This is a genomic window from Shewanella xiamenensis (assembly GCF_024971755.1).
GTDB classification, from domain to species: domain Bacteria; phylum Pseudomonadota; class Gammaproteobacteria; order Enterobacterales; family Shewanellaceae; genus Shewanella; species Shewanella xiamenensis.
Genome location: NZ_CP079718.1, coordinates 3895512 through 3919164, shown reverse-complemented (window position 1 = coordinate 3919164; position 23653 = coordinate 3895512). Strand labels below are relative to the sequence as shown.

The 23653-nt window shown below is 46.8% G+C and carries 21 protein-coding genes and 7 tRNA genes; 17 read left to right on the top strand and 11 right to left on the bottom strand.

Features of this window, described 5'->3' with window-relative positions:
• Positions 1–93 precede the first annotated feature (93 nt).
• Genes nadD through leuS form a run of 4 tightly spaced genes read right to left on the bottom strand, consistent with a single transcriptional unit; the run spans position 94 to position 4962 of the window.
• Entirely contained in the window at positions 94–732 is a 639-nt protein-coding gene (gene nadD, locus KXJ80_RS18405; protein WP_218737220.1) for a nicotinate-nucleotide adenylyltransferase, read from the bottom strand.
• Between the two features lie 12 nt (positions 733–744).
• Positions 745–1776, bottom strand: a complete 1032-nt coding sequence (holA, locus tag KXJ80_RS18400; RefSeq protein ID WP_218737219.1) for a DNA polymerase III subunit delta — start codon at positions 1774–1776, stop codon at positions 745–747.
• A gap of 52 nt (positions 1777–1828) precedes the next feature.
• A complete protein-coding gene (locus KXJ80_RS18395) occupies positions 1829–2323 on the bottom strand; it encodes an LPS-assembly lipoprotein LptE (RefSeq protein ID WP_218737218.1) in 495 nt (164 codons plus the stop codon).
• Between the two features lie 59 nt (positions 2324–2382).
• Entirely contained in the window at positions 2383–4962 is a 2580-nt protein-coding gene (gene leuS / locus KXJ80_RS18390) for a leucine--tRNA ligase (protein WP_218737217.1), read from the bottom strand.
• Positions 4963–5083: 121 nt separating this feature from the next.
• On the opposite strand from leuS, the gene KXJ80_RS18385 reads away from it, so the two are divergent.
• Positions 5084–5584 (top strand): zinc ribbon-containing protein, encoded by a 501-nt coding sequence (locus KXJ80_RS18385; protein WP_023268299.1) that lies wholly within the window; start codon positions 5084–5086, stop codon positions 5582–5584.
• Positions 5585–5640: 56 nt separating this feature from the next.
• On the opposite strand, the gene KXJ80_RS18380 is transcribed toward KXJ80_RS18385, so the two are convergent.
• From KXJ80_RS18380 to miaB, 6 genes are all read right to left on the bottom strand, one after another.
• Positions 5641–6135 (bottom strand): type II secretion system protein, encoded by a 495-nt coding sequence (locus KXJ80_RS18380; RefSeq protein WP_037431688.1) that lies wholly within the window; start codon positions 6133–6135, stop codon positions 5641–5643.
• The gene (lnt, locus tag KXJ80_RS18375; protein WP_259474485.1) at positions 6132–7700 is read right to left on the bottom strand and encodes an apolipoprotein N-acyltransferase; all 1569 of its coding nucleotides are present in this window, start codon (positions 7698–7700) and stop codon (positions 6132–6134) included. The genes KXJ80_RS18380 and lnt overlap by 4 nt, the downstream gene beginning before the upstream one ends.
• A 42-nt stretch (positions 7701–7742) precedes the next feature.
• The gene (gene corC, locus KXJ80_RS18370; RefSeq protein ID WP_037415189.1) at positions 7743–8618 is read right to left on the bottom strand and encodes a CNNM family magnesium/cobalt transport protein CorC; all 876 of its coding nucleotides are present in this window, start codon (positions 8616–8618) and stop codon (positions 7743–7745) included.
• Positions 8619–8657: 39 nt separating this feature from the next.
• Complete coding sequence (gene ybeY, locus KXJ80_RS18365) at positions 8658–9119, bottom strand: rRNA maturation RNase YbeY (RefSeq protein ID WP_023268295.1); 462 nt, start codon at positions 9117–9119, stop codon at positions 8658–8660.
• Complete coding sequence (locus tag KXJ80_RS18360; protein WP_055648089.1) at positions 9109–10173, bottom strand: PhoH family protein; 1065 nt, start codon at positions 10171–10173, stop codon at positions 9109–9111. Before KXJ80_RS18360 ends, ybeY begins: the two co-directional genes overlap by 11 nt.
• 245 nt (positions 10174–10418) lie before the next feature.
• Complete coding sequence (miaB, locus tag KXJ80_RS18355) at positions 10419–11843, bottom strand: tRNA (N6-isopentenyl adenosine(37)-C2)-methylthiotransferase MiaB (protein WP_218737215.1); 1425 nt, start codon at positions 11841–11843, stop codon at positions 10419–10421.
• 500 nt (positions 11844–12343) lie between these two features.
• On the opposite strand from miaB, the gene KXJ80_RS18350 reads away from it, so the two are divergent.
• The 10 genes from KXJ80_RS18350 (at position 12344) to KXJ80_RS18305 (ending at position 16536) form a co-directional block, all read left to right on the top strand.
• Entirely contained in the window at positions 12344–13558 is a 1215-nt protein-coding gene (locus tag KXJ80_RS18350; protein WP_218737214.1) for an FAD-dependent oxidoreductase, read from the top strand.
• 167 nt (positions 13559–13725) lie between these two features.
• Entirely contained in the window at positions 13726–14313 is a 588-nt protein-coding gene (pth, locus tag KXJ80_RS18345) for an aminoacyl-tRNA hydrolase (protein WP_037415200.1), read from the top strand.
• 137 nt (positions 14314–14450) lie between these two features.
• A complete protein-coding gene (gene ychF / locus KXJ80_RS18340; RefSeq protein ID WP_037431408.1) occupies positions 14451–15542 on the top strand; it encodes a redox-regulated ATPase YchF in 1092 nt (363 codons plus the stop codon).
• A gap of 207 nt (positions 15543–15749) precedes the next feature.
• Positions 15750–15826, top strand: a tRNA-Met gene (locus KXJ80_RS18335).
• Positions 15827–15880: 54 nt separating this feature from the next.
• Positions 15881–15965: transfer RNA gene (locus KXJ80_RS18330), tRNA-Leu, on the top strand.
• Between the two features lie 45 nt (positions 15966–16010).
• A tRNA-Gln gene (locus tag KXJ80_RS18325) sits at positions 16011–16085 on the top strand.
• Between the two features lie 22 nt (positions 16086–16107).
• Positions 16108–16182: transfer RNA gene (locus KXJ80_RS18320), tRNA-Gln, on the top strand.
• A 1-nt stretch (position 16183) separates the two neighbouring features.
• A tRNA-Met gene (locus KXJ80_RS18315) sits at positions 16184–16260 on the top strand.
• An 81-nt stretch (positions 16261–16341) separates the two neighbouring features.
• Positions 16342–16426 (top strand) — tRNA-Leu (locus tag KXJ80_RS18310).
• A 35-nt stretch (positions 16427–16461) separates the two neighbouring features.
• Positions 16462–16536: transfer RNA gene (locus KXJ80_RS18305), tRNA-Gln, on the top strand.
• Positions 16537–16828: 292 nt separating this feature from the next.
• Here the strand turns inward: KXJ80_RS18305 and KXJ80_RS18300 are convergent.
• The gene (locus KXJ80_RS18300; protein WP_047540206.1) at positions 16829–17464 is read right to left on the bottom strand and encodes a hypothetical protein; all 636 of its coding nucleotides are present in this window, start codon (positions 17462–17464) and stop codon (positions 16829–16831) included.
• Between the two features lie 411 nt (positions 17465–17875).
• Here KXJ80_RS18300 and KXJ80_RS18295 point away from each other — a divergent pair, with 411 nt between their 5' ends.
• From KXJ80_RS18295 to secD, 6 genes are all read left to right on the top strand, one after another.
• Complete coding sequence (locus KXJ80_RS18295; protein ID WP_144345735.1) at positions 17876–18472, top strand: PepSY-associated TM helix domain-containing protein; 597 nt, start codon at positions 17876–17878, stop codon at positions 18470–18472.
• A 16-nt stretch (positions 18473–18488) separates the two neighbouring features.
• Positions 18489–19001: a DUF2271 domain-containing protein gene (locus tag KXJ80_RS18290; RefSeq protein ID WP_037415282.1), complete on the top strand. Its 513-nt coding sequence runs from the start codon at positions 18489–18491 to the stop codon at positions 18999–19001.
• 29 nt (positions 19002–19030) lie between these two features.
• Positions 19031–19849 carry a DUF4198 domain-containing protein gene (locus KXJ80_RS18285; protein ID WP_055648092.1) on the top strand — a complete coding sequence of 273 codons (819 nt, stop codon included), beginning with the start codon at positions 19031–19033 and terminating at the stop codon, positions 19847–19849.
• Between the two features lie 265 nt (positions 19850–20114).
• On the top strand, positions 20115–20591 hold the full coding sequence (gene greA / locus KXJ80_RS18280) for a transcription elongation factor GreA (protein WP_011071421.1): 477 nt from the start codon (positions 20115–20117) through the stop codon (positions 20589–20591).
• A gap of 295 nt (positions 20592–20886) precedes the next feature.
• Positions 20887–21396 (top strand): hypothetical protein, encoded by a 510-nt coding sequence (locus tag KXJ80_RS18275; RefSeq protein ID WP_218737928.1) that lies wholly within the window; start codon positions 20887–20889, stop codon positions 21394–21396.
• Between the two features lie 380 nt (positions 21397–21776).
• The gene (gene secD, locus KXJ80_RS18270; protein WP_218737212.1) at positions 21777–23651 is read left to right on the top strand and encodes a protein translocase subunit SecD; all 1875 of its coding nucleotides are present in this window, start codon (positions 21777–21779) and stop codon (positions 23649–23651) included.
• Positions 23652–23653 lie beyond the last annotated feature (2 nt).

Sequence of the window (23653 nt, the reverse complement as noted above, 5' to 3'; positions counted from 1 at the left end):
ATAGCGCGCTAGTATATCAGTCTTAAGCGGGGGAATACATTCTCTTAGCGATCTTAGCGGCTGAGTTTGTACTATTAGCGCTTGATTTTCGGCCTAAGAAAAATAAAGCCGTTGTTTTTGAATGTAATTTAAAGTGACGGGCAGGAGGGCGTCCTGTGGAATTTCTCCCATGGCCAGTTGTGAGCGAATTTGGGTGGACGAAATATCCTGTGGGCTGATATCAACGGTAAAGATGCGCCCATGTTGTGGTTCACTTGAGTGACTTAACGCTTCAAGCGACGCGTGGCGTACGTTTAACTCATGCAGCATCGGGTGCCCTTCGGCTAAATGCCAGCCCGGGCGCTGACATACTACGATATTGGCTAATTCAAACAATTGCTGCCATTGATGCCAGCTTTGCAGGTGAATAAACGAATCCATTCCCATGATAAAAAACAGTTCGTCATTGGGATAAAGTCGAGTTAACTGCTGAAGGGTGACAACGGTGTAGGATGGGCTGTCGCGTTTAGCTTCGAGATCACATAGCTCGAAACCTGTTAATGCCTCACATACCTGCGCGACCATTTCGAGTCGCTGCGCTGTAGTCGAGTGGGTAGTGTTTTTGTGCGGCGGAATATGGTTGGGCATCAGCAGGATTTTATCCAGCTTGAGACTGGCTTTGACTTCCATCGCGGGGCGAATATGGCCGTAATGTATGGGGTCAAAGGTGCCGCCTAAAATACCGATACGCATTCAGTCAGTGCCTTAATCTAAGCTGATATGGGCCAAATGGCCGTGGGCCTTGGGATCGAATAATAAGCACAGGTGGCTGAGCCCTGTCCAATCTTCATGGCCTAATTGCTTTAAGTTCAATTCCAGCTTGGACGCAAAGGCTAGCATATGTTCGATTTGGGTGAGGCTTAAGCGCTGCAACGCGGTTTGGTACAGCGGTTTACGCTTATCCCAAATTCGATATTTACCAAAGAGGCTATTTAAGGGCGCGCCTTGGGCCTGTTCACTCTTGAGGCTGAGCAGCAACTGCAGCTCTTTAAACAAGGCCCAGAGTAAAATGGGCATGGCCGTACCCTCACCGTTGAGCTGGGCCAGCATATGCTGAGCACTGTCTTGGCGATTATTCAGCAGTGCATCCGTGAGCTGAAACACGGTAAAGCGGGACTGATCTTCAAAGTAATGGCTTAACTCGTCAGCACCGATAGGCTGGCTTGGACTTAACAGTTGTAGCAACTGCATGGCCTGATCGGCGGCGAGTAAATTCCCTTCGTAGAGTGTGTAAAGCATAGCGCGCGCATCGGGTTGTAAATTCAGCTTAAAGTGCGCAATGCGTGAGTCGAGCCAACGTCTAAATTGGTCGCCCTCTGGCGTAGTGCAAGGCAAATAAATCCCTAAACTATCCAAGGTTTTGAACCATTTACTGTTGGTTTGCTCGCTGGCGAGTTTTGGGCCTTCGAGGATCAGCAACACATCAGGATTTGGCGTTTGCAGTAACGCTTGTAGCGCCGCCGAACCATCTGCACCGGGTTTTGCGTTGGGGAGTGTTAGCTCAATGATGCGCCGGCTAGAAAACAGGCTCATGGACTGCCATTCCTGGATCAAGTCACCCCAGTTAAAGCCTGTTTCTTGAATTAACTGAACGCGCTCTTCAAACCCTTGGCGTTTGGCTGCTTGGCGGATCTGATCCTTGGAGGTTTCGAGCAACCAAGGATCATCACCAAAAATCAGGTAACAAGCGTGAAGCGGATTGAGATGGCGGGAGAGTTGATCAGGATAAACACGCATTTAAACCACTCTCCACATTTTATTGCAGTGCCACATTAATTTGGACCCTGCATTAATTCACCTCTGTGCTGGCCAGGGATTGCAAAATCCTATCGGCCGCTTGAATACGCATTTCTTTGACTAACAGTTCCATCTCACGGCTTTTAGCCAGTGCGGTGCGAGGATCGTCTAAGTAATCGCGGCGAATTTCAATCTTGAAAGGTTGTGCCTCTTTGCCCGGCAAGGACACAGCAAACTCGACGAAATAGATAAGCTCATACTCGGCCACATTGCCCGTAGGGTAAAGTGACAGGGTCGAACGCTCTAAGGAGTCGGTGATAAGCCTTAACACTGGCACATCATTGGCAGCATCGACAATCTTGACGTTGTTCAAACGTAACCGCTCACGCACCAAACGGGTGAGTTCGCTGTATTCATCCGAGCTGCTCAAACTGAGTTGATTGAGCTGCTCGGGGATTTGGTAGCTACGTTGAAGCTTAAAACCGCAACCTGCGCTGGTCATAATGACCAGCGCCATGATTGCGAAAGCTAAGCGTTTAATTAGCATAAGTTTTCGCGGTTTCCTGTTTGTCGTGTGGACAGCATCTGTTTATCACATCAACGATGTTAGTTGGCAACGATGCTGAGCAGTTTACCGGGTACATAGATCACTTTACGCACGGTAACGCCATCTAAGTACTTGATGACTTGCTCGTCCGCCATACCCAGTGCTTCAACAGACGCTTGGTCAGCATCGGCAGCGACAGTGATCTTAGCACGCACTTTACCGTTCACTTGTACCACGATGAGTTTACTGTCTTCAACCAGAGCAGATTCATCCACAACAGGCCATTGGCTGTCTTCGATGCTGTTGGTGTTGCCCAGCTCATTCCACAGGGTGAAGCTCACGTGTGGGATGATGGGGTACAGTAAACGCACTACCGCAGTTAAGGCTTCGCCGATAATAGCTCGGTCTTGACCTGTGGTTTGTGGCGCTTTTTGCAGATGGTTCATCAGTTCCATTACGGCGGCAACCGCAGTATTGAACATCTGACGACGGCCGATATCATCGGTCACCTTCGCGATAGTCTTGTGCACTTCACGGCGCAGTGCTTTTTGCTCGCTTGTTAATTTGCTGACGTCTAAGGCTTCGCTGTTATCCTGCGCCACATATTCGCTGGCCAGTTTCCACAGACGTTTGATAAAGCGGTGCGCGCCTTCAACGCCAGACTCTTGCCATTCCAGCGTTAATTCTGGTGGTGAGGCGAACATCATAAACAGACGCACAGTGTCGGCACCGTATTTTTCGACCATTACCTGTGGGTCGATACCGTTGTTTTTCGACTTAGACATTTTGCACATACCGGTGTAAACCAGTTCGTTGCCGTCTTTATCGATAGCTTTAGTCACTCGGCCCTTGTCGTCTTTTTCGGTAGTGACTACATCCAGCGGAGACACCCATACACGGGCACCTTTATCGTTGGTGTAGTAGTAGGCATCGGCCAGAACCATGCCTTGGGTCAGCAGTTGTTTTGCTGGCTCGTTAGTGTTTACTAGGCCCGCGTCACGCAGCAACTTGTGGAAGAAGCGGAAATATAACAAGTGCATACAGGCGTGTTCGATACCACCAATGTACTGATCCACTGGCAACCAGTAGTTAGCCTTGGTTGGATCTAACATTTGATCAGCCTTTGGGCTGCAATAACGGGCGTAATACCATGAAGATTCCATAAAGGTATCAAAGGTATCAGTCTCGCGCAGCGCGTCTTGGCCGTTAACTTGGGTTTTCGCCCATTCTTTATCGGCCTTGATTGGGCTTTGGATCCCGTCCATCACCACATCTTCTGGCAGGATCACCGGCAGTTGATCTTCAGGTGTTGGGATAACAGTGCCGTCGGCTAAGGTCACCATAGGAATTGGTGCACCCCAGTAACGTTGACGTGATACACCCCAGTCACGCAGACGGTAGTTTACTTGGCGTTTGCCTTTACCTTCTGCCACTAACTTGTCAGCGATGGCATTGAAGGCGCCGTCAAAGTCTAAACCGTCGAACTCGCCAGAGTTAAACAGCACGCCTTTTTCGGTGTAAGCCGCTTCGCTGATGTCTAACTCGCCGTCAACAGGTTTGATAACCGCTTCGATTGGCAGATTGTACTTTTTCGCAAATTCGTAATCGCGTTGGTCGTGACCAGGAACTGACATCACAGCGCCGGTGCCATAGTTCATCAGTACGAAGTTAGCCGCCCAAATGGGCACTTGCTTGCCAGTGATGGGGTGAATAGCGTATAGACCTGTCGCGACGCCACGTTTTTCCATGGTGGCTAAATCGGCTTCTGACGTGGTGCTGTTTTTGCACTCATCGATAAAGGCAGCCAGCTCAGGGTTAGTTTGTGCCGCTAATTCTGCTAATGGATGACCGGCAGCAATCGCTACATAGGTTACGCCCATCAGGGTATCGGGGCGGGTAGTGTAGATATCGAATGACTTATCGCTACCTGCCACACCAAAGGTCATCTCCACGCCTTCGCTGCGACCAATCCAGTTGCGCTGCATGGTCTTAACTTGCTCAGGCCAACCGTCTAAGGTGTCGATATCGTTTAACAGTTCTTCGGCGTAGGCGGTGATCTTAATGAACCACTGTGGAATTTCTTTTTGTTCTACAGGGGTATCACAACGCCAGCAGCAACCGTCTTGTACCTGCTCGTTTGCCAGTACAGTTTCATCATTAGGGCACCAGTTTACAGAAGCTGTCTTCTTGTAAACTAAGCCTTTTTCGTACAGTTTAGTGAAGAACCATTGTTCCCAGCGGTAATATTCTGGGGTACAAGTGGCGATTTCACGGCTCCAGTCATAGCCAAAACCCAGCAATTTTAGCTGGTTTTTCATGTACTCAATATTTTGATAAGTCCATGGTGCTGGTGCCGTTTTGTTGTTGATTGCGGCGTTTTCTGCAGGCAAACCGAAAGAGTCCCAACCGATAGGTTGTAGCACGTTTTTGCCTTGAAGACGCTGGAAGCGGGCAACCACATCGCCTATGGTATAGTTGCGAACGTGTCCCATGTGGAGTCGACCTGAAGGGTACGGAAACATCGAAAGGCAATAAAACTTTTCTTTGTTTGCATCTTCAATAACTTCAAAGGTTTTGTTGTCGTGCCAGTGCTTTTGCACTAAGGCTTCAATTTCTGAGGGATTATATTGCTCTTGCATCACGCTATTTCCGGCAGTGCCGCCTATTTATTTGATCTAACGCCATATCGACGCGAATAAGATCTGCATAGAATAAACTAGAAGCGATGCATTAAAAAGGTTCTATGAAGGAGTATTGGTTATGAATGATAGAAGTAGTGCGCTACTAGGACTGTATCAAGCCTTAATTAACGAAGTGAAAGCGCAATTTGCGGAAGATAACTCGCTGACTGCAAAGAATTTATTTAAGTCTGTCACTCAAGGGAAAGAGTTTTTACGCCTCAAAGAACAAGCGGGGGAAGATGAGCTCGCCTTAGTGGAGCAATTCTTAAAGCGTGATATTGCCAGCTTTTTGCGTGAGCAAAACGCCGATAGCTTAAGTCACAGCCCAACGGTGATCACCCTAGAAAATACTCTATGGCATTGGTTAAGTGAAATCACTGACCGCAGCCAAGTGGAGTGGCATGAGTTGGCTCAAGACTTTAAACACCACGGCTATTACCAGAGTGGCGATATTGTTAGCCAAGGGGTGATGGTGTGCACTAACTGCGGCCATGAAATGAGTATTGAGTTTCCAGGCGTGATCCCCGATTGCCCCGAGTGTGACCATGAAGAGTTTACCCGTGAGGCGTTAACGCCTTAGTCTTGTGGATGCGCCAGAAATAAAAAACGACGCTTAGCGTCGTTTTTTATTAGCCATCAACAGCCTTGGACATTGATATCGTAAAGCGGTGGTGTGTTGGCATCGGCTGCTTGGGTATAGCGGAAATAACATTGGTCATCGTTGACTAAGGTATTAGCATCCAAGTCGTAGCCAATATATGTAATATCAATACCTTGATATTGAATGACGAGTTTATCATCTTTCTCTATCCATTTTTCGATATCGGTATTGTCCAGATAACCCCACTTGAGGCGGGTTTCTGCCACACCATCACCATTAAGGTCGATGTCAATAATATCATCACGGCCTGCGACGGCTTGACTCTGTAAGCTGGGCATTTGGGTCTTGGAATAGGCTAAGGTATTTGCTGCTTTTACACTGGCATGGAGTTGCAGCAGACTTTTTTCCCGCGCCTCTTTGCTCAGGCCGATAAATTTCGGCGCGGCGATAACCGCTAAAATCCCGAGCACTATGATAACGACCACGAGTTCGATTAAGGTAAAACCTTGAGTGCGTTTCTGATTAATCATTTCAAATTCTGTTGCTGCTTTTGACGACGGATAAAACCGAGTAACAGCAGAGCTCCACATAAGGCTAACAGTGGTGTTTGGCCGATTTTAGCAAACCAAGTTTGGCCTGTAACCAGTGGAATTGTGGCTCGCAATACACCCGTTTCAAATTGCGGCAGAGAAGCTATGATATTGCCATGCTCATCGACAACGGCGGTTACACCATTATTGGTGGCGCGTACCAGAGGACGACCTAACTCAATGGCGCGCATTTGAGCAATTTCCATATGCTGTAATGGACCATTTGAGGTGCCAAACCAAGCATCGTTGGAGACGGTTAACAGCAGATCCGTCCCGAGATTAACGCTGTCACGCAATTGTTCAGGGAAGGCTATTTCATAACAAATTGCCGGCGCAATTTTATGGCCTACCGCGCTCAAGTTCGGTTGTTGATAATCGCCACGCGCAAAAGAGGACATGGGCAGATTAAAGAAAGGCGCAATCGGCCGTAGCAGTGCTTCTAAGGGCACAAACTCACCAATTGGCAACAGATGGTGCTTTTTAAACTGGTTGCTGCCATCGCTCTCATAATCTGGGCTATCTTGCTGTTTCAGATTATGGTTACCTAATACAATCAGTGAATTATAAAAATCGTCATGTTGACGACTGATAATGCCAGTAATGATAGAGGTGTGGTTAAGGTTGGCCACTTTATTGGCATTATCCAAAAAGTCTTGCACCATAGATTCTGGCGCTGGGATCGCTGCTTCTGGCCAGACGATAATGTCAGCATCAAAGTGTTCACGGGACAAATCCATGTATTTCAACAGGGTCGGCCAGAGTGCATCGGGTTCCCATTTCATACTTTGCGGAATATTGCCTTGCACAAGCGCGACCTTGACCGACTCGCCTGTCGGCTTAATTTGTGAAAGCTTAGGCGCGACCCAAGTCGCGGCTGTGATGATGGGCAGTAAAATCAACAGACTTTTGTAGCGCTTGCTAAAACACAAGGCCAATGCGCCCGCAACCATGGCGATAATGAAACTTAATCCTAAGGCGCCAATGATACTCGCCAATTCCTTTAATGGGCCTTCAGTTTGGGAATAGCCGGCCCAAATCCAAGGGAAACCTGTCAAAACCCAGCCTCTGGCCCATTCGGTTAAGACCCAAAGTGCGGGGAAGAAGAGCAGGTTACGCGATAGCGAGGGAGTATTAGTGCGAGTCAACCACGCTAAACCGAGACCCGTTAAGGCCGGATAAAGCGCTAAATAGAGGGCCAGTAAGGCCATTAATGCGACAGAGGCGGGTAGTGGCAGCCCGCCAAAGGTATCCATACTGACATGCACCCAACTGATACCAACGGCAAAACAGCCAAAACCAAAACTTAACCAATGGAAAAAGCTCGCTTTAGGGCTTAAGGATTCACTCTGCCAAAGGGCTAACGCCATGGCGATAGGATAGATGATCCAGAAGGAATAAGGGGCAAAGGAAAGCGCTGTACTGGCGCCTAAAATAAACGCCAGTACGAGGCGTAACGCACTCAATCGAGACTTTTGTTGGGCAAAAGCCCGAATGTTAGTTAGCACGGATCATTCTTCTTACAAGGAGAGTTATTCTTACGCAGAGGGTTATTCTACGTCTTCACCGATATTGGGATCGGGGAGTTTTACTCTGAGTTGGATTAAACGTCGGGTATCGGCGTTGATAACTTTAAATTCAATACCTTCGATCATGATGCTCTCATTGCGCTCCGGCAAGTGGCCAAAGGCATGGGACACCAAGCCACCAACGGTATCAAACTCTTCATCGCTGAAATGGGTGTTGAATTCTTCGTTAAAATCTTCGATAGGCGTAAGCGCCTTCACCATATAGACAGTATTGCCGACTTTACGGATTTCGGTGTCTTCAGGGCTATCGTGATCGAATTCATCTTCAATCTCACCGACGATTTCTTCGAGAATATCTTCAATAGTTACCAGACCGGAGACGCCACCGTATTCATCGACGACAATCGCCATATGGTAACGCTGGGAGCGGAATTCTTTGAGTAACACATCGACGCGTTTACTCTCTGGCACAACAACCGCTGGGCGGATCACGCGCTCAAGGGAAAAGGGTTCTTCACTGTTTGAGAAACCATAAGGGATCAAATCTTTAGCCAGTAAAATGCCTTCGATATGGTCTTTGTCTTCGTTAACCACAGGGAAGCGAGAATGGCCTGAACCGATAACAGTTGCGAGCAACTCTTCAACGGTATTGTCGATTTGAATCGCGACAATTTGAGCTCGTGGGATCATAATGTCCCGAACACGCATATCGGAAACTTCCAATACACCTTTAATCATTTCGCGGGTGTCTTCTGATATCAGTTCGCGCTGTTCTGCGCCATCAATTACATCAACTAAGTCTTCGCGATTTTGAGGTTCGCCCTGAAATAACTGACTTACTCTGTCAAACCAGCTTTTCTTTTGGGCGCTCGTACTCGGGGGGATATCGTCACTCATAGTTTTCTCATTAACCTTGATAGAGAGTATCTCAGTTAATTATTGTTCCTTATATGGGTCAGTAAAACCTAAGCTTTCAATGAGTTGAGTCTCTAATGACTCCATCTCTTCGGCTTCTTCGTCTTCAATGTGATCATAACCTAGCAGATGCAGGCAACCATGTACAACCATGTGTGCCCAATGGGCTTCTAGGGTTTTATCTTGTTCACGCGCTTCATTTTCAACGACTGCGGCACAAATGACAAGATCTCCAAGCAGCGGAAGTTCAATTTCTGGCGGTGCTTCAAAGGGAAACGACAACACATTAGTGGGCTTGTCTTTCCCTCTGTAAGTGCTGTTTAGCATTTGGCTTTCACGGGCATCGACGATGCGGATCGTCAGCTCCGCCTGTTCCATGCTATTACCAATGGCGGTTTTTACCCAGAGGGCAAATTGTTCTTCACTAGGAAGATAGTCACTCGCCGTGGCGTATTGCACATCTAAGGCTAAATCAAGACTCATGCTTTATAACTTCCTGTTGTGTTTGTGGGTGCGCTTGTTGATTGTCGCGGCGCTCTTTTTCGGCCTTTAATGCCTGCTCTTTACGATCAAAAGCTTCATAGGCTTCGACAATGCGAGCAACCACAGGATGACGCACTACGTCTTGAGACACGAAGAAGTTGAAGCTGATTTCTTCCACTTGGCTTAATACTTCAATGGCGTGGCGCAGACCTGACTTAACATGTTTGGGTAAGTCGGTTTGGGTGATGTCACCAGTAATGACTGCGCGTGAGTTAAAGCCAATACGGGTTAAGAACATTTTCATCTGTTCAACCGTGGTGTTTTGGCTCTCATCGAGAATAATAAAGGCATCGTTTAAGGTGCGGCCGCGCATGTAGGCCAAAGGCGCTACTTCGATAACGTTTTTCTCGATTAAGCGCTCGACCTTTTCAAAGCCGAGCATTTCAAACAAGGCATCATAAAGTGGGCGCAGATAGGGGTCGACCTTCTGGCTTAAATCGCCCGGTAAGAAGCCGAGTTTTTCACCCGCTTCAACCGCAGGGCGGGTGAGCAGAATACGGCGCACTTCTTGACGCTCTAGTGCATCAACCGCGGCGGCAACGGCTAAATAGGTTTTACCCGTTCCCGCAGGACCAATACCAAAGGTTATATCATGGCGCACAATGTTGGCCACATAGGTGCTTTGGTTGGGGTTACGCGGTTTTATCACGCCACGGCGGGTTTTGATAAATAAGGCTTTATCGTCACCGCTGTCGTCTTGCTCTAGGGCAATGGCTTCTTGAATGGCCAAATGCACTTGTTCAGGGTCGAGATCCGGCGTGCTGCCTTTGACCGTTTGAGTTTCGATATAGAGCTGCTTAAGTAAGTTATTGGCACTTAAACAGTGACGTGGTAATCCGGTAATTTGGAAATGGTTGTTCTTACGGACTATCTCAACGCCAACGCGACGCTCAATCTGTTTGATATTGTCATCGAAGGGACCGCACAGTGAAGCCAAACGGCGGGTTTCTGCGGGTTCGAGATACAGATTCATAGTGGTTAATTTACTGGACAAACAGTACTCCTATTGTCAAATAACAAGCAAATTATCAAATACCAAGCAAAGTGCCGAGTGAAAAGCTAAGTGCGATGTCAGTCAACTATCGCAGCCTCTATTCAGAAGATAATCTCAGTTTACGAGCCATCTATCATAATTGCTAACGGAAAATCACTAATAGCAGGCAGTTGTTATGGCCATAAAATAAGAGGGCGACACTGTCGCCCTCTTTATATAGGTGCACGAACCGAAGATTTAAACCCTTAAGGTTTAAATTGAGTTACGCCCAGTTCATCATCTTGCTTATGCTTCGCCAGAATATCCGATGGGCGCAGGTTACGGCGCAGATCCATTTCATCTTCACCGCGGATAAATTTACCGCGTAGTGAGTTAGTGTAAACGTCGACAATCTCGACATCCACAAAGGTACCAATGTGTTTTGGTAAGCCTTCAAAGTTCACCACACGGTTGTTTTCGGTGCGACCGCGCAGTTCCATCGGGTTTTTCACCGAGGGGCCTTCAACCAGAATGCGTTGCACTGTACCCATCATATGGCGGCTGTAACGCATGGCCTGTTGAGTGATGCGGTCTTGTAGAATGGCCAGACGTTGTTTTTTCTCTTCCATATCAACGTCATCGGGTAAATCTGCCGCTGGCGTGCCTGGGCGCGCACTGTAGATAAAGCTAAAGCTGTGGTCAAAACCTACATCATCAATCAGCTTCATGGTGTCCGCGAAGTCTTCTTTCGTTTCGCCAGGGAAACCAATAATAAAGTCGGAGCTGATTTGGATATCAGGGCGGGCTTTACGCAGACGGCGGATGATAGATTTGTACTCAATCGCCATATGGCCACGCTTCATTGCGGTGAGAATGCGGTCAGAACCTGACTGCACGGGTAAGTGCAAGAAACTCACTAATTCAGGCGTATCTTCGTAAACGTCGATGATATCCTGGGTAAATTCAATCGGGTGACTGGTGGTGAAGCGAATACGGTCGATGCCGTCGATAGCGGCAACATAGCGTAATAGCTCGGCAAAGGTACAGATCCCGCCATCGTGGGTTGCGCCACGGTAAGCATTGACGTTTTGACCGAGCAGATTGACTTCGCGCACACCTTGTTCTGCCAGTTGGGCAATTTCAAGAATGATGTCGTCCGATGGGCGGCTGACTTCTTCACCACGAGTATAAGGTACCACGCAGAATGAACAGTATTTGCTACAACCTTCCATAATTGACACAAACGCCGTTGGGCCTTCGGCGCGTGGTTCGGGAAGACGGTCAAATTTTTCGATCTCAGGAAAACTCACGTCGATCACAGCTTTATCGCCGCGGCGTACTTGTTCGATCATCTCCGGTAGACGGTGAAGCGTCTGTGGTCCAAAGATGATGTCAACACAATGAGCTCGGTCTTTAATCGCTTTACCTTCTTGAGATGCAACACAGCCACCCACACCAATAATCAGGTCAGGATTTTTATCTTTGAGTGTTTTCCAACGACCTAACTGATGGAACACTTTTTCCTGTGCTTTTTCACGGATAGAACAAGTGTTCAGCAGCAGAATATCTGCTTCTTCTGCTTCTTCAGTTAAGGTGTAACCTTGGTATTCGCCTAAAAGATCCGCCATCTTAGATGAGTCGTACTCATTCATTTGACAGCCCCAAGTTTTAATATGGAGTTTTTTGCTCATCAGTTGTGTTGCCCTACGCTGCCCTGTAAAAAGAGTCCCGAGCCGTCGTTGCCTTGTAAAAGACCAACGGACCGCCCAGTCAAAATAGCGCGACATTTTACCCGCAGTTGTGGCTGCTGACCAGCGTTGTCCACATTTTTACTCGCTAATCCTATCGGATTATGATACCCACAAAGAAGCTAGGTTTATCGCTATTGATGGGTTTTAGGTGATTTATTCTTGGTGACTTAGTGCGACATTTGCCATTGGCAACAAGCTATTGCTGGAGCAAATGCCAATGTCTTCACGGATTTAGAGTCGAAATACGTTCAACATTTCCGTGGTGTCATGATATAGGGCATAATCGAGCCTGTTGCGGTAACTGACGGTAACGTTTACATGGTTGGTGTGGCAGCCTATGCATTATTTACAGCGCAGCTGTTGCGAATGGCGATGGTGTGACAAGGTGCATTTGACAAGTCTAAACAACAATATGAGTGGTAATTAAGATGAGCCGAACAATGAGCCAAACACAGCAATCTGCACCGATAACATCAGAGACGCAATCCTTTGATGTGGTTTTAGTCGGTGGCGGCATGGTGGGTGCGGCAACGGCGATTGGTCTTGCACAGCAAGGACTTAACGTTGCTGTAGTTGAGTCCTTTACGCCCGAGGCTTATTCTCCAGAGCAGGCATTAGATGTACGCGTTTCGGCAATAAGCGTTGCCTCTGAACATTTACTTGAGCAGTTAGGCGCATTAGACAGCTTACTTAAGATGCGTAATGTGCCTTATCTCGGCTTAGAGACTTGGGAGCTTGATGGCTGTATTACTCAATTCCATAGTTCACAAATCGGCGCTAGCCATTTAGGCCATATCGTTGAAAACCGTTTAGTGCAGCTCGCCCTGTGGGAGCAAATGCAGCAATGGGAAAATATTCAACTCTTTTGCCCTGAGCGCGTTGCCTACTTTGCGCGTGGTGTTGATACGGTAAGCGTGCACTTACAATCTGGTTATTCACTCGAGGCTAAGCTGTTGGTTGGCGCTGACGGTGCGAATTCTCAAGTACGCCAATGGGCGGGCATTGGGATTTCGGGTTGGGACTATGCTCAATCGGCCATGCTGATTAATATCCAAACCGCCCAAGGTCAACAAGATGTGACTTGGCAGCAATTTACACCTAGCGGCCCACGTTCCTTGTTACCTTTACCCGGTAATCATGCCTCGTTAGTTTGGTATGATGATGCCAATCGCATCAAACAGTTAATGCAACTGAACAATAAACAGTTGGCCGACCAAATTCGCCAGCATTTTCCATCTCGTTTAGACAGTGATTTTACGGTTGAGGCAAAGGGCAGCTTTGCGCTCATGCGCCGGCATGCTCAGGCTTATTTTAAGCCAAATGTGGTGATTTTAGGGGATGCAGCGCACACCATTAATCCGCTTGCTGGTCAAGGGGTTAACCTTGGATTTAAAGATGTTGGAGCTTTGTTGACAGCCATCAAGACGGCATTAACTGAGGATAAACCATGGTGGTCAACCGAGGTGTTAAGCCAATATCAAGCAAAACGTTACCTTGATAATCAGCTGATGATGACCACCATGGATGTGTTTTACGCTAGCTTTAGTAATGATATTTTGCCGCTTAAATTACTTCGCAATGGCGCATTAAAATTGGCCAATATCAATTCTCCCATCAAACAAACTGTACTTAAGTACGCGATGGGGCTCAATTAGTTCCTCGTTGTGAGCACTTGCTCACTCGGCATTTGTTGACTTACGCATTGAGTGCTAAAATGCCGCGTTTTTAACGAGTATAAGCGGCATTATTAGCTCAATATGGTCGACCTGTGTGCTTTGCCATCGACCAATTAACCCAGTATTGAGTGCCATTAGTGAGTGTCATGAGCGAAATTAAATTAATCGTAGGCCTTGCCAATCCGGGCGCTGAATATGCCCAGACTCGCCATAATGCGGGTGCTTGGTATGTGGAAGAATTAGCCCGTATTTGTGGTGTGAGCTTAGTCGCCGATAGCAAGTATTTTGGCCTGACAGCCAGAGCCGTATTACACGGTAAAGATGTGCGTTTACTCATACCGACTACGTATATGAACTTAAGTGGTAAAGCCGTAGGTGCTTTAGCTAATTTCTTTCGTATTACACCTGAAGAAATTCTGGTGGCCCACGATGAGCTGGATATGCCACCGGGCGTGGCTAAATTTAAACTCGGTGGCGGCCATGGTGGTCATAACGGCTTAAAAGACATTATTGCCAAATTAGCGAATGATAAAAACTTCTATCGTTTACGGATTGGGATTGGTCATCCCGGCGATAAAAATAAAGTCAGTGGCTACGTATTGGGTAAGGCTCCCGCGAAAGAGCAAGAGCTGATCAATGCTGCCGTAGACGAAGCCGTGCGCTCAACTGAAATTTTATTTAAAGAGGACATGGTGAAAGCCATGACTCGATTACACTCCTTTAAAGCGGAGTAATGTTTGGGTAGGCGCTTTGTTATAGGTCGCTATTCAAACGTCAAGACGATTTATCAATGTGCTGCCAAGGGGCAGTGCGACTAAAACTTGCTGGTGAGTGTGACTTGCCAGCCAATCATCGAGAGAAAGGTAAGAATATGGGTTTTAAATGCGGCATTGTTGGTCTTCCTAACGTAGGTAAATCAACGCTTTTTAATGCGTTAACTAAGGCTGGCATCGAAGCGGCAAACTTCCCGTTTTGTACCATTGAGCCAAACACTGGTGTAGTGCCTGTGCCGGATCCTCGTTTAGATGCGCTGGCGGCAATTGTTAATCCTCAACGTATACTGCCAACCACCATGGAGTTCGTGGATATCGCAGGCCTAGTTGCAGGTGCTTCTAAAGGTGAAGGTTTAGGGAACAAGTTCCTTGCTAACATCCGTGAAACTGATGCTATTGGTCATGTGGTACGTTGTTTTGACGATGACAACATCGTTCACGTTGCAAACAAAGTGGATCCTGCTCGCGACATCGAAGTGATCAATACCGAGTTGGCGCTTGCCGACTTAGATAGCCTAGAGCGCGCCGTTATTCGTCAGCAAAAACGTGCTAAGGGTGGCGATAAAGACGCTAAGTTTGAGGTTGAAGTCCTTGAGAAAATGCGTCCAGTGCTCGATGAAGCCAAAATGCTGCGCTCGATGGATCTTTCTAAGGAAGAATTAGAAGCCGTTGCTTACTTAAATTTCTTAACCTTAAAGCCAACCATGTACATTGCCAACGTGGCTGAAGATGGTTTCGACAATAACCCACACTTAGATGCAGTGCGTGCCATTGCTGAAAAAGAAAACGCCATTGTGGTTTCAGTGTGCGCTGCAATTGAATCAGAATTGGCTGAAATGGATGTTGAAGAACGCGATGAGTTTATGGCAGACCTTGGGTTAGAAGAGCCTGGGTTGGATCGCGTAATCCGTGCGGGTTATCAGTTATTAAACCTGCAAACTTACTTCACTGCTGGCGTAAAAGAAGTGCGTGCTTGGACGGTTTCTGTAGGCGCGACTGCACCACAGGCGGCGGGCGTTATCCATACCGACTTCGAACGTGGGTTTATTCGTGCACAAGTGGTGGCATTTGACGACTTTATTGCCTATAAAGGTGAAGCGGGCGCCAAAGAAGCGGGTAAATTACGTGTAGAAGGCAAGACTTATATCGTTCAAGATGGCGATGTGATGCACTTCCTGTTTAACGTATAAGTTAGCCATTATTGGGCTAAGCTGTAGAAAGTTAGGCAAAATACGGGCAACAGAGGCTGATTTAGTGTATCTGTTGCTCAGTTTGGTGAAGTAATAGCCGAACGGTTTGTATCAAGGAAAATAGCGAAAAAAAGCTGTTGACCTCGATACCTCGAATAAGCATAATACGCCCCGTTCCTCGCTACGAGGGGCGCGCAATAACGAAGTGGCAATGTAGCTCAGCTGGTTAGAGCACAGCACTCATAATGCTGGGGTCGCAGGTTCAAGTCCCGCCATTGCTACCATTTCGTTATACTAGTTTTTGCTAGCATCACTTCAGGATGTAAAATTGAAACTGTGCGGGAATGGTGAAATTGGTAGACACGCCAGATTTAGGTTCTGGTGCCGCAAGGTGTGAGAGTTCAAGTCTCTCTTCCCGTACCATTATTTTAAACATCTGCGTTAGCGGGTGATGAAACAAGTTTTAGTTGGGGTATCGCCAAGCGGTAAGGCACCGGGTTTTGATCCCGGCATACCTAGGTTCGAATCCTAGTACCCCAGCCATCATTTCATGTTTCTCAGTTTTTGGGGTATCGCCAAGCGGTAAGGCACCGGGTTTTGATCCCGGCATACCTAGGTTCGAATCCTAGTACCCCAGCCATGGCAATGTAGCTCAGCTGGTTAGAGCACAGCACTCATAATGCTGGGGTCGCAGGTTCAAGTCCCGCCATTGCTACCATATTTAAATCCAAGTAAATCAATTGGTTTATCTGGTAAAAATCCACAGATGCTTGTATGAGTGAATCTGGTACATTTTGATGCGGGAATGGTGAAATTGGTAGACACGCCAGATTTAGGTTCTGGTGCCGCGAGGTGTGAGAGTTCAAGTCTCTCTTCCCGTACCATCAAAATGCAACCTTTACGGTTAAAACAAGTTAATTGGGGTATCGCCAAGCGGTAAGGCACCGGGTTTTGATCCCGGCATACCTAGGTTCGAATCCTAGTACCCCAGCCATAGTTAAAAAGCCCGTCCTTTGACGGGCTTTTTGCTTTCTGTCGTTTGTATATGCTTGTCGAATCATCCTCTGGTTACTTCGCTAGTTTTCAATCTACTTCTCCATTGTTAGTGTGTTATGGCATTGCTGAGTGTTTTGGCGATATGAGAATGACTAATGGCTAAGATGCGCTTAATTGGCTTAGATTGGTGTTTATAGAGATAAAAAAAGCCACAGTGTTCAATAAACACTGTGGCTAACACCGATAAAAGTGAGATGCGACTAAAAAGCTCGCCGAGCGTTGAGTAGTGGTTATTGTACGGGTTTTACTTCTTTAACTGCTGTGGGAGCTGCGACTTCGTTCACCGCTTTTTCAAGCACCGTTTCCTGTGTAGCTTTTACATCGCCTGTGGCAACCGCTTTTAGGGGCGCAGCTGCTGGGATTTGTTCTTGCAGTTTTTCCGTGCCAGCTTCTATGGCCTTTTGCTGCAGTTTTTGCGGATCCGTATAGTCAGCCAGTTCTTTTGGCCAGCTTGGAACGAGTTTCTCTGCTTGATTGGTAAACTGCTCAGAGATAATTTTTGGCGAGCCACCCGTTAATAACATCACTGCCATTTGGTTGGTTTCCGAATTCCATACAAATCCGGCTTTTTCGGCCATTTCAGGCACGGGAGTATAAGTCGACACCATATAAAATAAGGGGCCTTCCTGTTGAATTTTGTCGGCAGTTTTTAACAGAGATACTGTGGTCTCATAGTTATCACCGAGTAGCGACTTCATACGATCTTTAATGAGAGGCTGTTCGAATAGCCCGACATCATTAGGATTTAATCCTACGAGGGGTTTTAGCAGTGCCCACATCAGTTGGCCTTGAGGCGACATTAACAGCAGTGGAGCAACACAGGCGTTTAGCATTAATGCGAGCCAAATAATGTTAAGGCAACGCATTTTTTTGAGCAGAGTTGTACCCAAGATGATATTTCCTTTGGAAGTACCAGCAAGTCGCCGGCGGCGGATTGTAGCCGATTGTGATTCTGTAAACGAGAGGGGGAAGAGGGTAAATTTTAAGTGTGATTTTAAGTCCAAATGTTGCTTTTTATCTATATGAATTAATTTTAATTCTCTAAATGTTGCAAAGTCTCTTTATTCGAGAGTTTGTCTCCCTTCAAGTTATACCAGCTCTGCTTTTATCTAACGCTACCGTATTGAGTGTGTAAAGATTGTAAACTTGGTGCTTTTTGATAATAAATATCATTTACTATCAGGCCATTAATTTTATTTCATACAGGCACTAAGTTCTGCTGTGTTTTGGCGATTTTAGGCAGCAATCCCTGAAATACCTTTTTTGAGAGTCAGTCGTTGAAATTTAAAGTCAGTAAATCATCTCTTTCCTACGCACGCATTATCCATGTCTACGTCTCAATGGCGTTGCTTTTGTTAATGCTATTTTTCGCGATTACGGGGATCACCTTAAATCACCCCAATTGGTTTTCGTCTGCGGATCAAGAGCCACTGCGCGAGCAGTTTGATATTCCCAGTTATTTAATTCCCGCTGCGTCGCAGGAGCCCGAGTGGCGTTTAGCTGCTGGGCATTGGCTTAAAAGTCAATGGGATATGGATATTACCACTGCCGATATCGATGAGGATGAAATCAGCCTAGTGAGTAAGGGGCCTGGTACCTATCGCACAGTCACCCTCGATCTGCTCGACGGCAAAGCCTATGTCGAGACCTTAGATTATGGCGTTGTCGCAGTGCTAAATGATCTGCACAAGGGCCGTAATACTGGAAGTGTCTGGGCTTGGGTACTCGATCTTTGTGCGCTGTTGATTATTTTGTTCTCACTCACGGGTGCTTATTTACTGTTACCTCAAACCAAGAGATTAAAAAAATCGTTGTTTTATATGGTGATCGTCAGCTCTGGCTGCGCACTTGTTTATGTTTATTTTGTTCCATAGGGAGAGCCGATTGATGATGCGTCATCTTATTCGCACCACCGCTATCGGTGCGTTGTTTGTGAGTTCTGCGGTATTGGCCGCACCGAAAATGACCGTGGATTTAACCTTGCCAGAAATTACCGAGGGCCAGTATCACAGACCCTATGTGGCTGTATGGGTTGAGGATGCCAAGGGCCAAACCGTTAAAACCATAAGCCTATGGGTATGGGATGAAGGCCATAAATGGCTCAAGGATATTCGTCGTTGGTGGCGTAAAGCCGGACGTGAGGATATGAGCTTTGTCGATGGTATCGCCTCAGCAACACGTCCTGCTGGCCACTACAAAATTGATTGGGACTTAAAAGATGATGCAGGTAAACCTCTTGTTCCTGCCTCCTACACGGTGTTTATCGAAGTGGTGCGTGAGCATGGTGGCCGTGATTTGGTCAGACAAAACTTTGATTTATCGGCGGGGGATTTTACCGCCCAATTACCCGCCACCACTGAAACAGGCGTTATTGATATTCGCTTAAGCGGCATGACTCGCTAAGCCTAGTATTTAACGAAAAGGATATGAAGATGAAATTACGTTTTGTTGCCTTAGTTAGCGCACTGTGCATCAGCCCATTTGCCAGCAGCCATGACCGCTGGATTCTACCTAGCCACTACAATGTGTCGGCAGAAAGTAATGAGGCAGTTTGGATTACTTCTGATGTTTCCGCTAGTAACCAAGTGTTTATGGTTGATAAGCCTGTTACGGCTAGCGATGTGAAAGTGTATTTACCCGATGGCAAGGCGAGTTCACCAAGTTCGAGCTACACTGGCGGCCGTAAATCGGTTTTCGATGTGCAGCTATTACAAGACGGCACCTATAAGTTCGAGAAAGAAGTTACGCCTCGGTATTTTTCGGTTTACAAAGTCAAAGGAAAAGAAGAGGTAGTGCGTAGTCGTCTTGATAAAAAAGCGACCGCAGCTGTCATGCCAAAGGATGCCTATGATCTTAAAGGCTCATTAACCGTTGCTAGGGTTGAAACCTATGTGACTCGCAATAAACCAACCGATAAGGTACTGGCACCTAAAGGTGAATACTTAGAATTAGTACCTATCACGCATCCTGCTGATATTGTTGAGAATGAACCTGCAACACTGCAATTTGTTTATGATGGAAAGCCCGTTGAAGGCGTCAGCGTAGCCATTATGAAGGACGGTAGCCTATACCGTAACAAGCCAGAGGAAATTAGCTTAACCTCTGATAAAGAAGGTAAAGTGGCGATGACGTTACCTGCCGCTGGCCGTTATTTATTACATGCCTCTATCGAACGTCCAAGCCCAGATAAATCCCTTGCCGATAAGACGGTAAGCGAAATCTTTTTGACCTTCGAAGCAGGGCTTGAATAAGCTAAAACTTTATTACTAAAGTGATTAATGCCCACAAACTTAGTTTGTGGGCATTTTTGTTTTTAGCTCTTGCCGTAATTAAGATCGCACTATCATTCTTTACTACTAGCATCTGGGCGCTAGCTTCAGTAAGCTGCAAAGGTGCACAGTTCTTGATGCATCCCACGCGCATAACGATTAGAATAGCGCAATTCCACCCTGATTTTACTGTGTTGACCTTAGCGTCGGCACGGGTTGCTTTTGTTTAAAGGAGACGAAAGAAGTTATGACTAAGGTTCCTATGACAGTTGTCGGTGCAGAACAGCTGCGTAAAGAGTTAGATATGCTCAAGTTTGAACGTCGCCCTAAAATCACTGAAGCGATTGCCTCAGCGAGAGAATTAGGCGATCTGAAGGAAAACGCTGAATACCACGCAGCCCGTGAAGAGCAAGGTATTTGTGAAGCGCGTATCCGTGATATTGAAGGCAAACTTTCTAACGCGCAGATCATCGATGTGACTAAGATGGTGAACAACGGTCGTATTATTTTTGGCGCGACTGTGACTATCTTAAATCTCGATACCGATGCTGAAGTTACCTACCGAATCGTAGGTGACGATGAAGCCAACATCAAAGAAAACCTGATTTCAGTCAACTCTCCGATCGCCCGAGGATTAGTGGGTAAAAATGAAGGGGATGAAGTGTCTATCACGACCCCCGGTGGTTTGACCGACTACGAAATTATTTCGGTGCAATATATCTAAGCCTTTACATCATCAGGTTATTTACCATTGAAAGCCGCTTTTAGCGGCTTTTTTATGTCTTTTTGATACTTAACACGTTGCGCAATAAGTCTCTTTGCAGTGCAAACTTAGCAAGATGGATAAAGTTTAATTTGCCTCTGAGTTGGCAGTTACTTAAGCTGCATGTTTGGAACTTTCTATGTTTTTAATAAAGCTATTCAAGAAAGCGTTGTTTTTCCTGTAAACATTTTTCGCGTAAATTGCTGCGTGCACCTTTTAGGATCTGAGTTTGATTAAGTTTTGGCGCCAAGGAATAATGTTACTCTGTGTGTCGATCATTTTGATCGCCCATACGAGTGGCTATGCGCCGCGCAGCTTAATCGCTCAGCATTTTGCGCCTAAAACAGTAGTGACAACTGTGCTGACTGCGGATACGCCGTCAATCACAGCGCAAGAAAATACGACATCGCGCCATTCAACTGAACAATCGACTGCGGACGAGAGTCAAGCGGTTTGCATTGCCTCTGATAAGGTGCAAGCCTCCGATTGTTCCGAGCCTGAATTCGTTAGTCATTCTGACGATTTTAATTTTGCCCCGGTTAACTCCCAGCGCTTTATCAATCTTGTTCAGCATGATATGCGTGAGGTGAAGCCTGTTTACCTGTTGGCCTTTGAGTTCGAACCCGATCCTGCGCCCGCATTAGGGGAAAATATTCGCCTCGATGCTCGCCCGGATTGGACCCTCTTAGCCGAATCTTCACCCGCGCGGATCTCCGGCTGGAAAGTCTCCAACCTCCAATATCGCTTTAGTCAGCAAGCCGCTTAATTCACCGCTCCTTGTAGCAAGTTAGCAAGGCTTATCCATAACGATAATACCGTTTGAGTTTGTTATCTGAACCATAGGTCGTTAAGGATGCCTTTGATTAACTTTGCATTTTGTCATCCGAAACCTGTACCTGATAACCTAGCGTCAAAGCCTGCGGAATGACTGCCGCAGATACGACTGAATTGCACTGGATTAAACGCATTCGGTTTAGACGGATTTGAATCGGTTATCACCACTGAGTTTGCTGCGTTTAGCGTACTCTTTGTTGAATTCGTGTTTACAGGTTTCACCGTACATACAGTGATTGTTCGTTCATGTTTGAAGGCGTTAATACGCCACTGATTACTATCCGAGCGTGCAAAACTATGCGAGTGATATCTATGGATAAAATTCAGAGTAAAAAGCTGCTAAATCATTATTCAGCTTGGAAATACGTTGTGCTAATCGTCACGATTATTGTGATGTTATTTAGCGCTTTACCGACTTGGTATGGTGAAGACGCCGCCGTGCAAGTGGGCGCTAAAGCGGGGCTTAACTTAACCCCTATTGAACTGCGGGATAAATTAAAAGCGCAGGGCGTTGAGGTGAAGCGTATCGAAGTTAAGCATGCCCAACATGGCAACGCCAATAGTTCAGAAGACGGGCAAACCCTTATCGTGCTCAATGATGACAGCGAGCAAACCTTGGTGAAGACCTTAGTGTCATCTATGGTGACTCAGCCGAAAGAACTCACGCTGGCATTGGTGAGTGCTGCGCCGAGTTGGCTGCAAAATATGGGGTTTGAACCGATTAAGCTCGGGCTCGATTTACGCGGCGGGGTGCAATTTTTGCTGGATGTGGATGTGCAACCTGTCTACCAAGCCCAAGCAGATGCCCTAGTCGAATCCTTAAGACAATTTTTACGCGAACAGCAAATCCGTGGCGCCAGTGTGCGTATTGACAACACGCGCGATGATGCCGGATTACAAATAGCGATTGCATTAACGGATGCTTCAGCATCAGACAATAACGCCCGTGCTGCCATACGTCAGTTTATCCAGCAAAGCTATCCAACATGGCAATTAACCAATGGGGATAATGGCTTAGTGGTAAAGCTTGCTCAAGATGAGCAAATTAAGTTACGTAATTTAACGGTGCAGCAAAACCTACAAATCATGCGTAGCCGTATTGAAGAGTTGGGGATCACTGAGGCTCTAGTGCAGCGTCAGGGTGAACACCGTATCCGCATCGAGCTGCCTGGTGTACAAGACCCAGCAGCCGCTAAAAACGTAATAGGCGCGACCGCAAGCCTCGCCTTTTTTGAGGTTAAAGAATCGGGTTCAGTGAACGCGCAGGTGCTGAAGGATAAATCTGGTAATCCCGTTTATGTGGCACGCACGCCCGTATTAGGTGGCGATCATATTGTCGATGCCCGTGCCAATATTGGTGAAATGGGCATGGCCGAAGTGAACATTCACCTCGACCGTATTGGCGGGCAGAAGATGTCGGAGTTTTCCCGCGCCAATATCGGTAAGCCGATGGCAACATCCTATAGCGAATATAGCCGGGATGAGCAGGGCAAAGCTAAGCAAACACAACAGATCATTAGCGTCGCGACCATTCAATCCCAACTAGGTGATCGTTTCCGTATCACTGGTGCAGGGACCTATCAAGAAGCGCAACAATTAGCGCTGCTGCTACGTGCAGGTTCAATGACAGCGCCTGTGACAATCGTTGAAGAACGCACTATTGGCCCAACACTTGGTGTTGAAAATATTGAAAACGGCTTTGCCGCACTCGGTTTAGGTATGGGGATTACGCTGCTATTTATGGCGCTCTGGTATCGCCGCCTCGGTTGGGTGGCAAACGTGGCACTGATTTCTAATATGGTGATCCTGTTTGGCCTACTAGCGCTTATTCCTGGTGCAGTACTGACCTTACCAGGTATTGCAGGTCTAGTATTGACTGTCGGCATGGCGGTCGATACTAACGTGCTGATATTCGAACGGATAAAAGATAAGTTAAAGGAAGGACGAAGCTTTGCCCTTGCCATCGATACTGGTTTTGATAGTGCATTTTCAACCATTTTCGACGCCAACTTCACTACGATGATCACCGCAGTTGTGCTCTATTCCATCGGTAATGGTCCGATCCAAGGTTTTGCCTTGACCTTAGGCTTAGGTCTTCTGACCAGTATGTTTACCGGTATTTTTGCTTCAAGAGCCTTGATTAACCTTGTTTATGGGCGTGATGCGCGCCGTCATGTGAGGGTATAAAA

Excerpts from the sequence above, each read along its gene's own strand:
- KXJ80_RS18300 (WP_047540206.1), bottom strand. The coding sequence starts at position 17,464 with ATGCGTTGCCTTAACATTATTTGGCTCGCATTAATGCTAAACGCCTGT.
- miaB (WP_218737215.1), bottom strand. The coding sequence starts at position 11,843 with ATGAGCAAAAAACTCCATATTAAAACTTGGGGCTGTCAAATGAATGAG.
- KXJ80_RS18285 (WP_055648092.1), top strand. The coding sequence starts at position 19,031 with ATGAAATTACGTTTTGTTGCCTTAGTTAGCGCACTGTGCATCAGCCCA.
- nadD (WP_218737220.1), bottom strand. The coding sequence starts at position 732 with ATGCGTATCGGTATTTTAGGCGGCACCTTTGACCCCATACATTACGGC.
- pth (WP_037415200.1), top strand. The coding sequence starts at position 13,726 with ATGAGCGAAATTAAATTAATCGTAGGCCTTGCCAATCCGGGCGCTGAA.
- KXJ80_RS18395 (WP_218737218.1), bottom strand. The coding sequence starts at position 2,323 with ATGCTAATTAAACGCTTAGCTTTCGCAATCATGGCGCTGGTCATTATG.
- secD (WP_218737212.1), top strand. The coding sequence starts at position 21,777 with ATGGATAAAATTCAGAGTAAAAAGCTGCTAAATCATTATTCAGCTTGG.
- corC (WP_037415189.1), bottom strand. The coding sequence starts at position 8,618 with ATGAGTGACGATATCCCCCCGAGTACGAGCGCCCAAAAGAAAAGCTGG.
- KXJ80_RS18275 (WP_218737928.1), top strand. The coding sequence starts at position 20,887 with ATGTTACTCTGTGTGTCGATCATTTTGATCGCCCATACGAGTGGCTAT.
- leuS (WP_218737217.1), bottom strand. The coding sequence starts at position 4,962 with ATGCAAGAGCAATATAATCCCTCAGAAATTGAAGCCTTAGTGCAAAAG.
- KXJ80_RS18290 (WP_037415282.1), top strand. The coding sequence starts at position 18,489 with ATGCGTCATCTTATTCGCACCACCGCTATCGGTGCGTTGTTTGTGAGT.
- ybeY (WP_023268295.1), bottom strand. The coding sequence starts at position 9,119 with ATGAGTCTTGATTTAGCCTTAGATGTGCAATACGCCACGGCGAGTGAC.
- holA (WP_218737219.1), bottom strand. The coding sequence starts at position 1,776 with ATGCGTGTTTATCCTGATCAACTCTCCCGCCATCTCAATCCGCTTCAC.
- KXJ80_RS18380 (WP_037431688.1), bottom strand. The coding sequence starts at position 6,135 with ATGATTAATCAGAAACGCACTCAAGGTTTTACCTTAATCGAACTCGTG.
- KXJ80_RS18385 (WP_023268299.1), top strand. The coding sequence starts at position 5,084 with ATGAATGATAGAAGTAGTGCGCTACTAGGACTGTATCAAGCCTTAATT.
- greA (WP_011071421.1), top strand. The coding sequence starts at position 20,115 with ATGACTAAGGTTCCTATGACAGTTGTCGGTGCAGAACAGCTGCGTAAA.
- ychF (WP_037431408.1), top strand. The coding sequence starts at position 14,451 with ATGGGTTTTAAATGCGGCATTGTTGGTCTTCCTAACGTAGGTAAATCA.
- KXJ80_RS18350 (WP_218737214.1), top strand. The coding sequence starts at position 12,344 with ATGAGCCAAACACAGCAATCTGCACCGATAACATCAGAGACGCAATCC.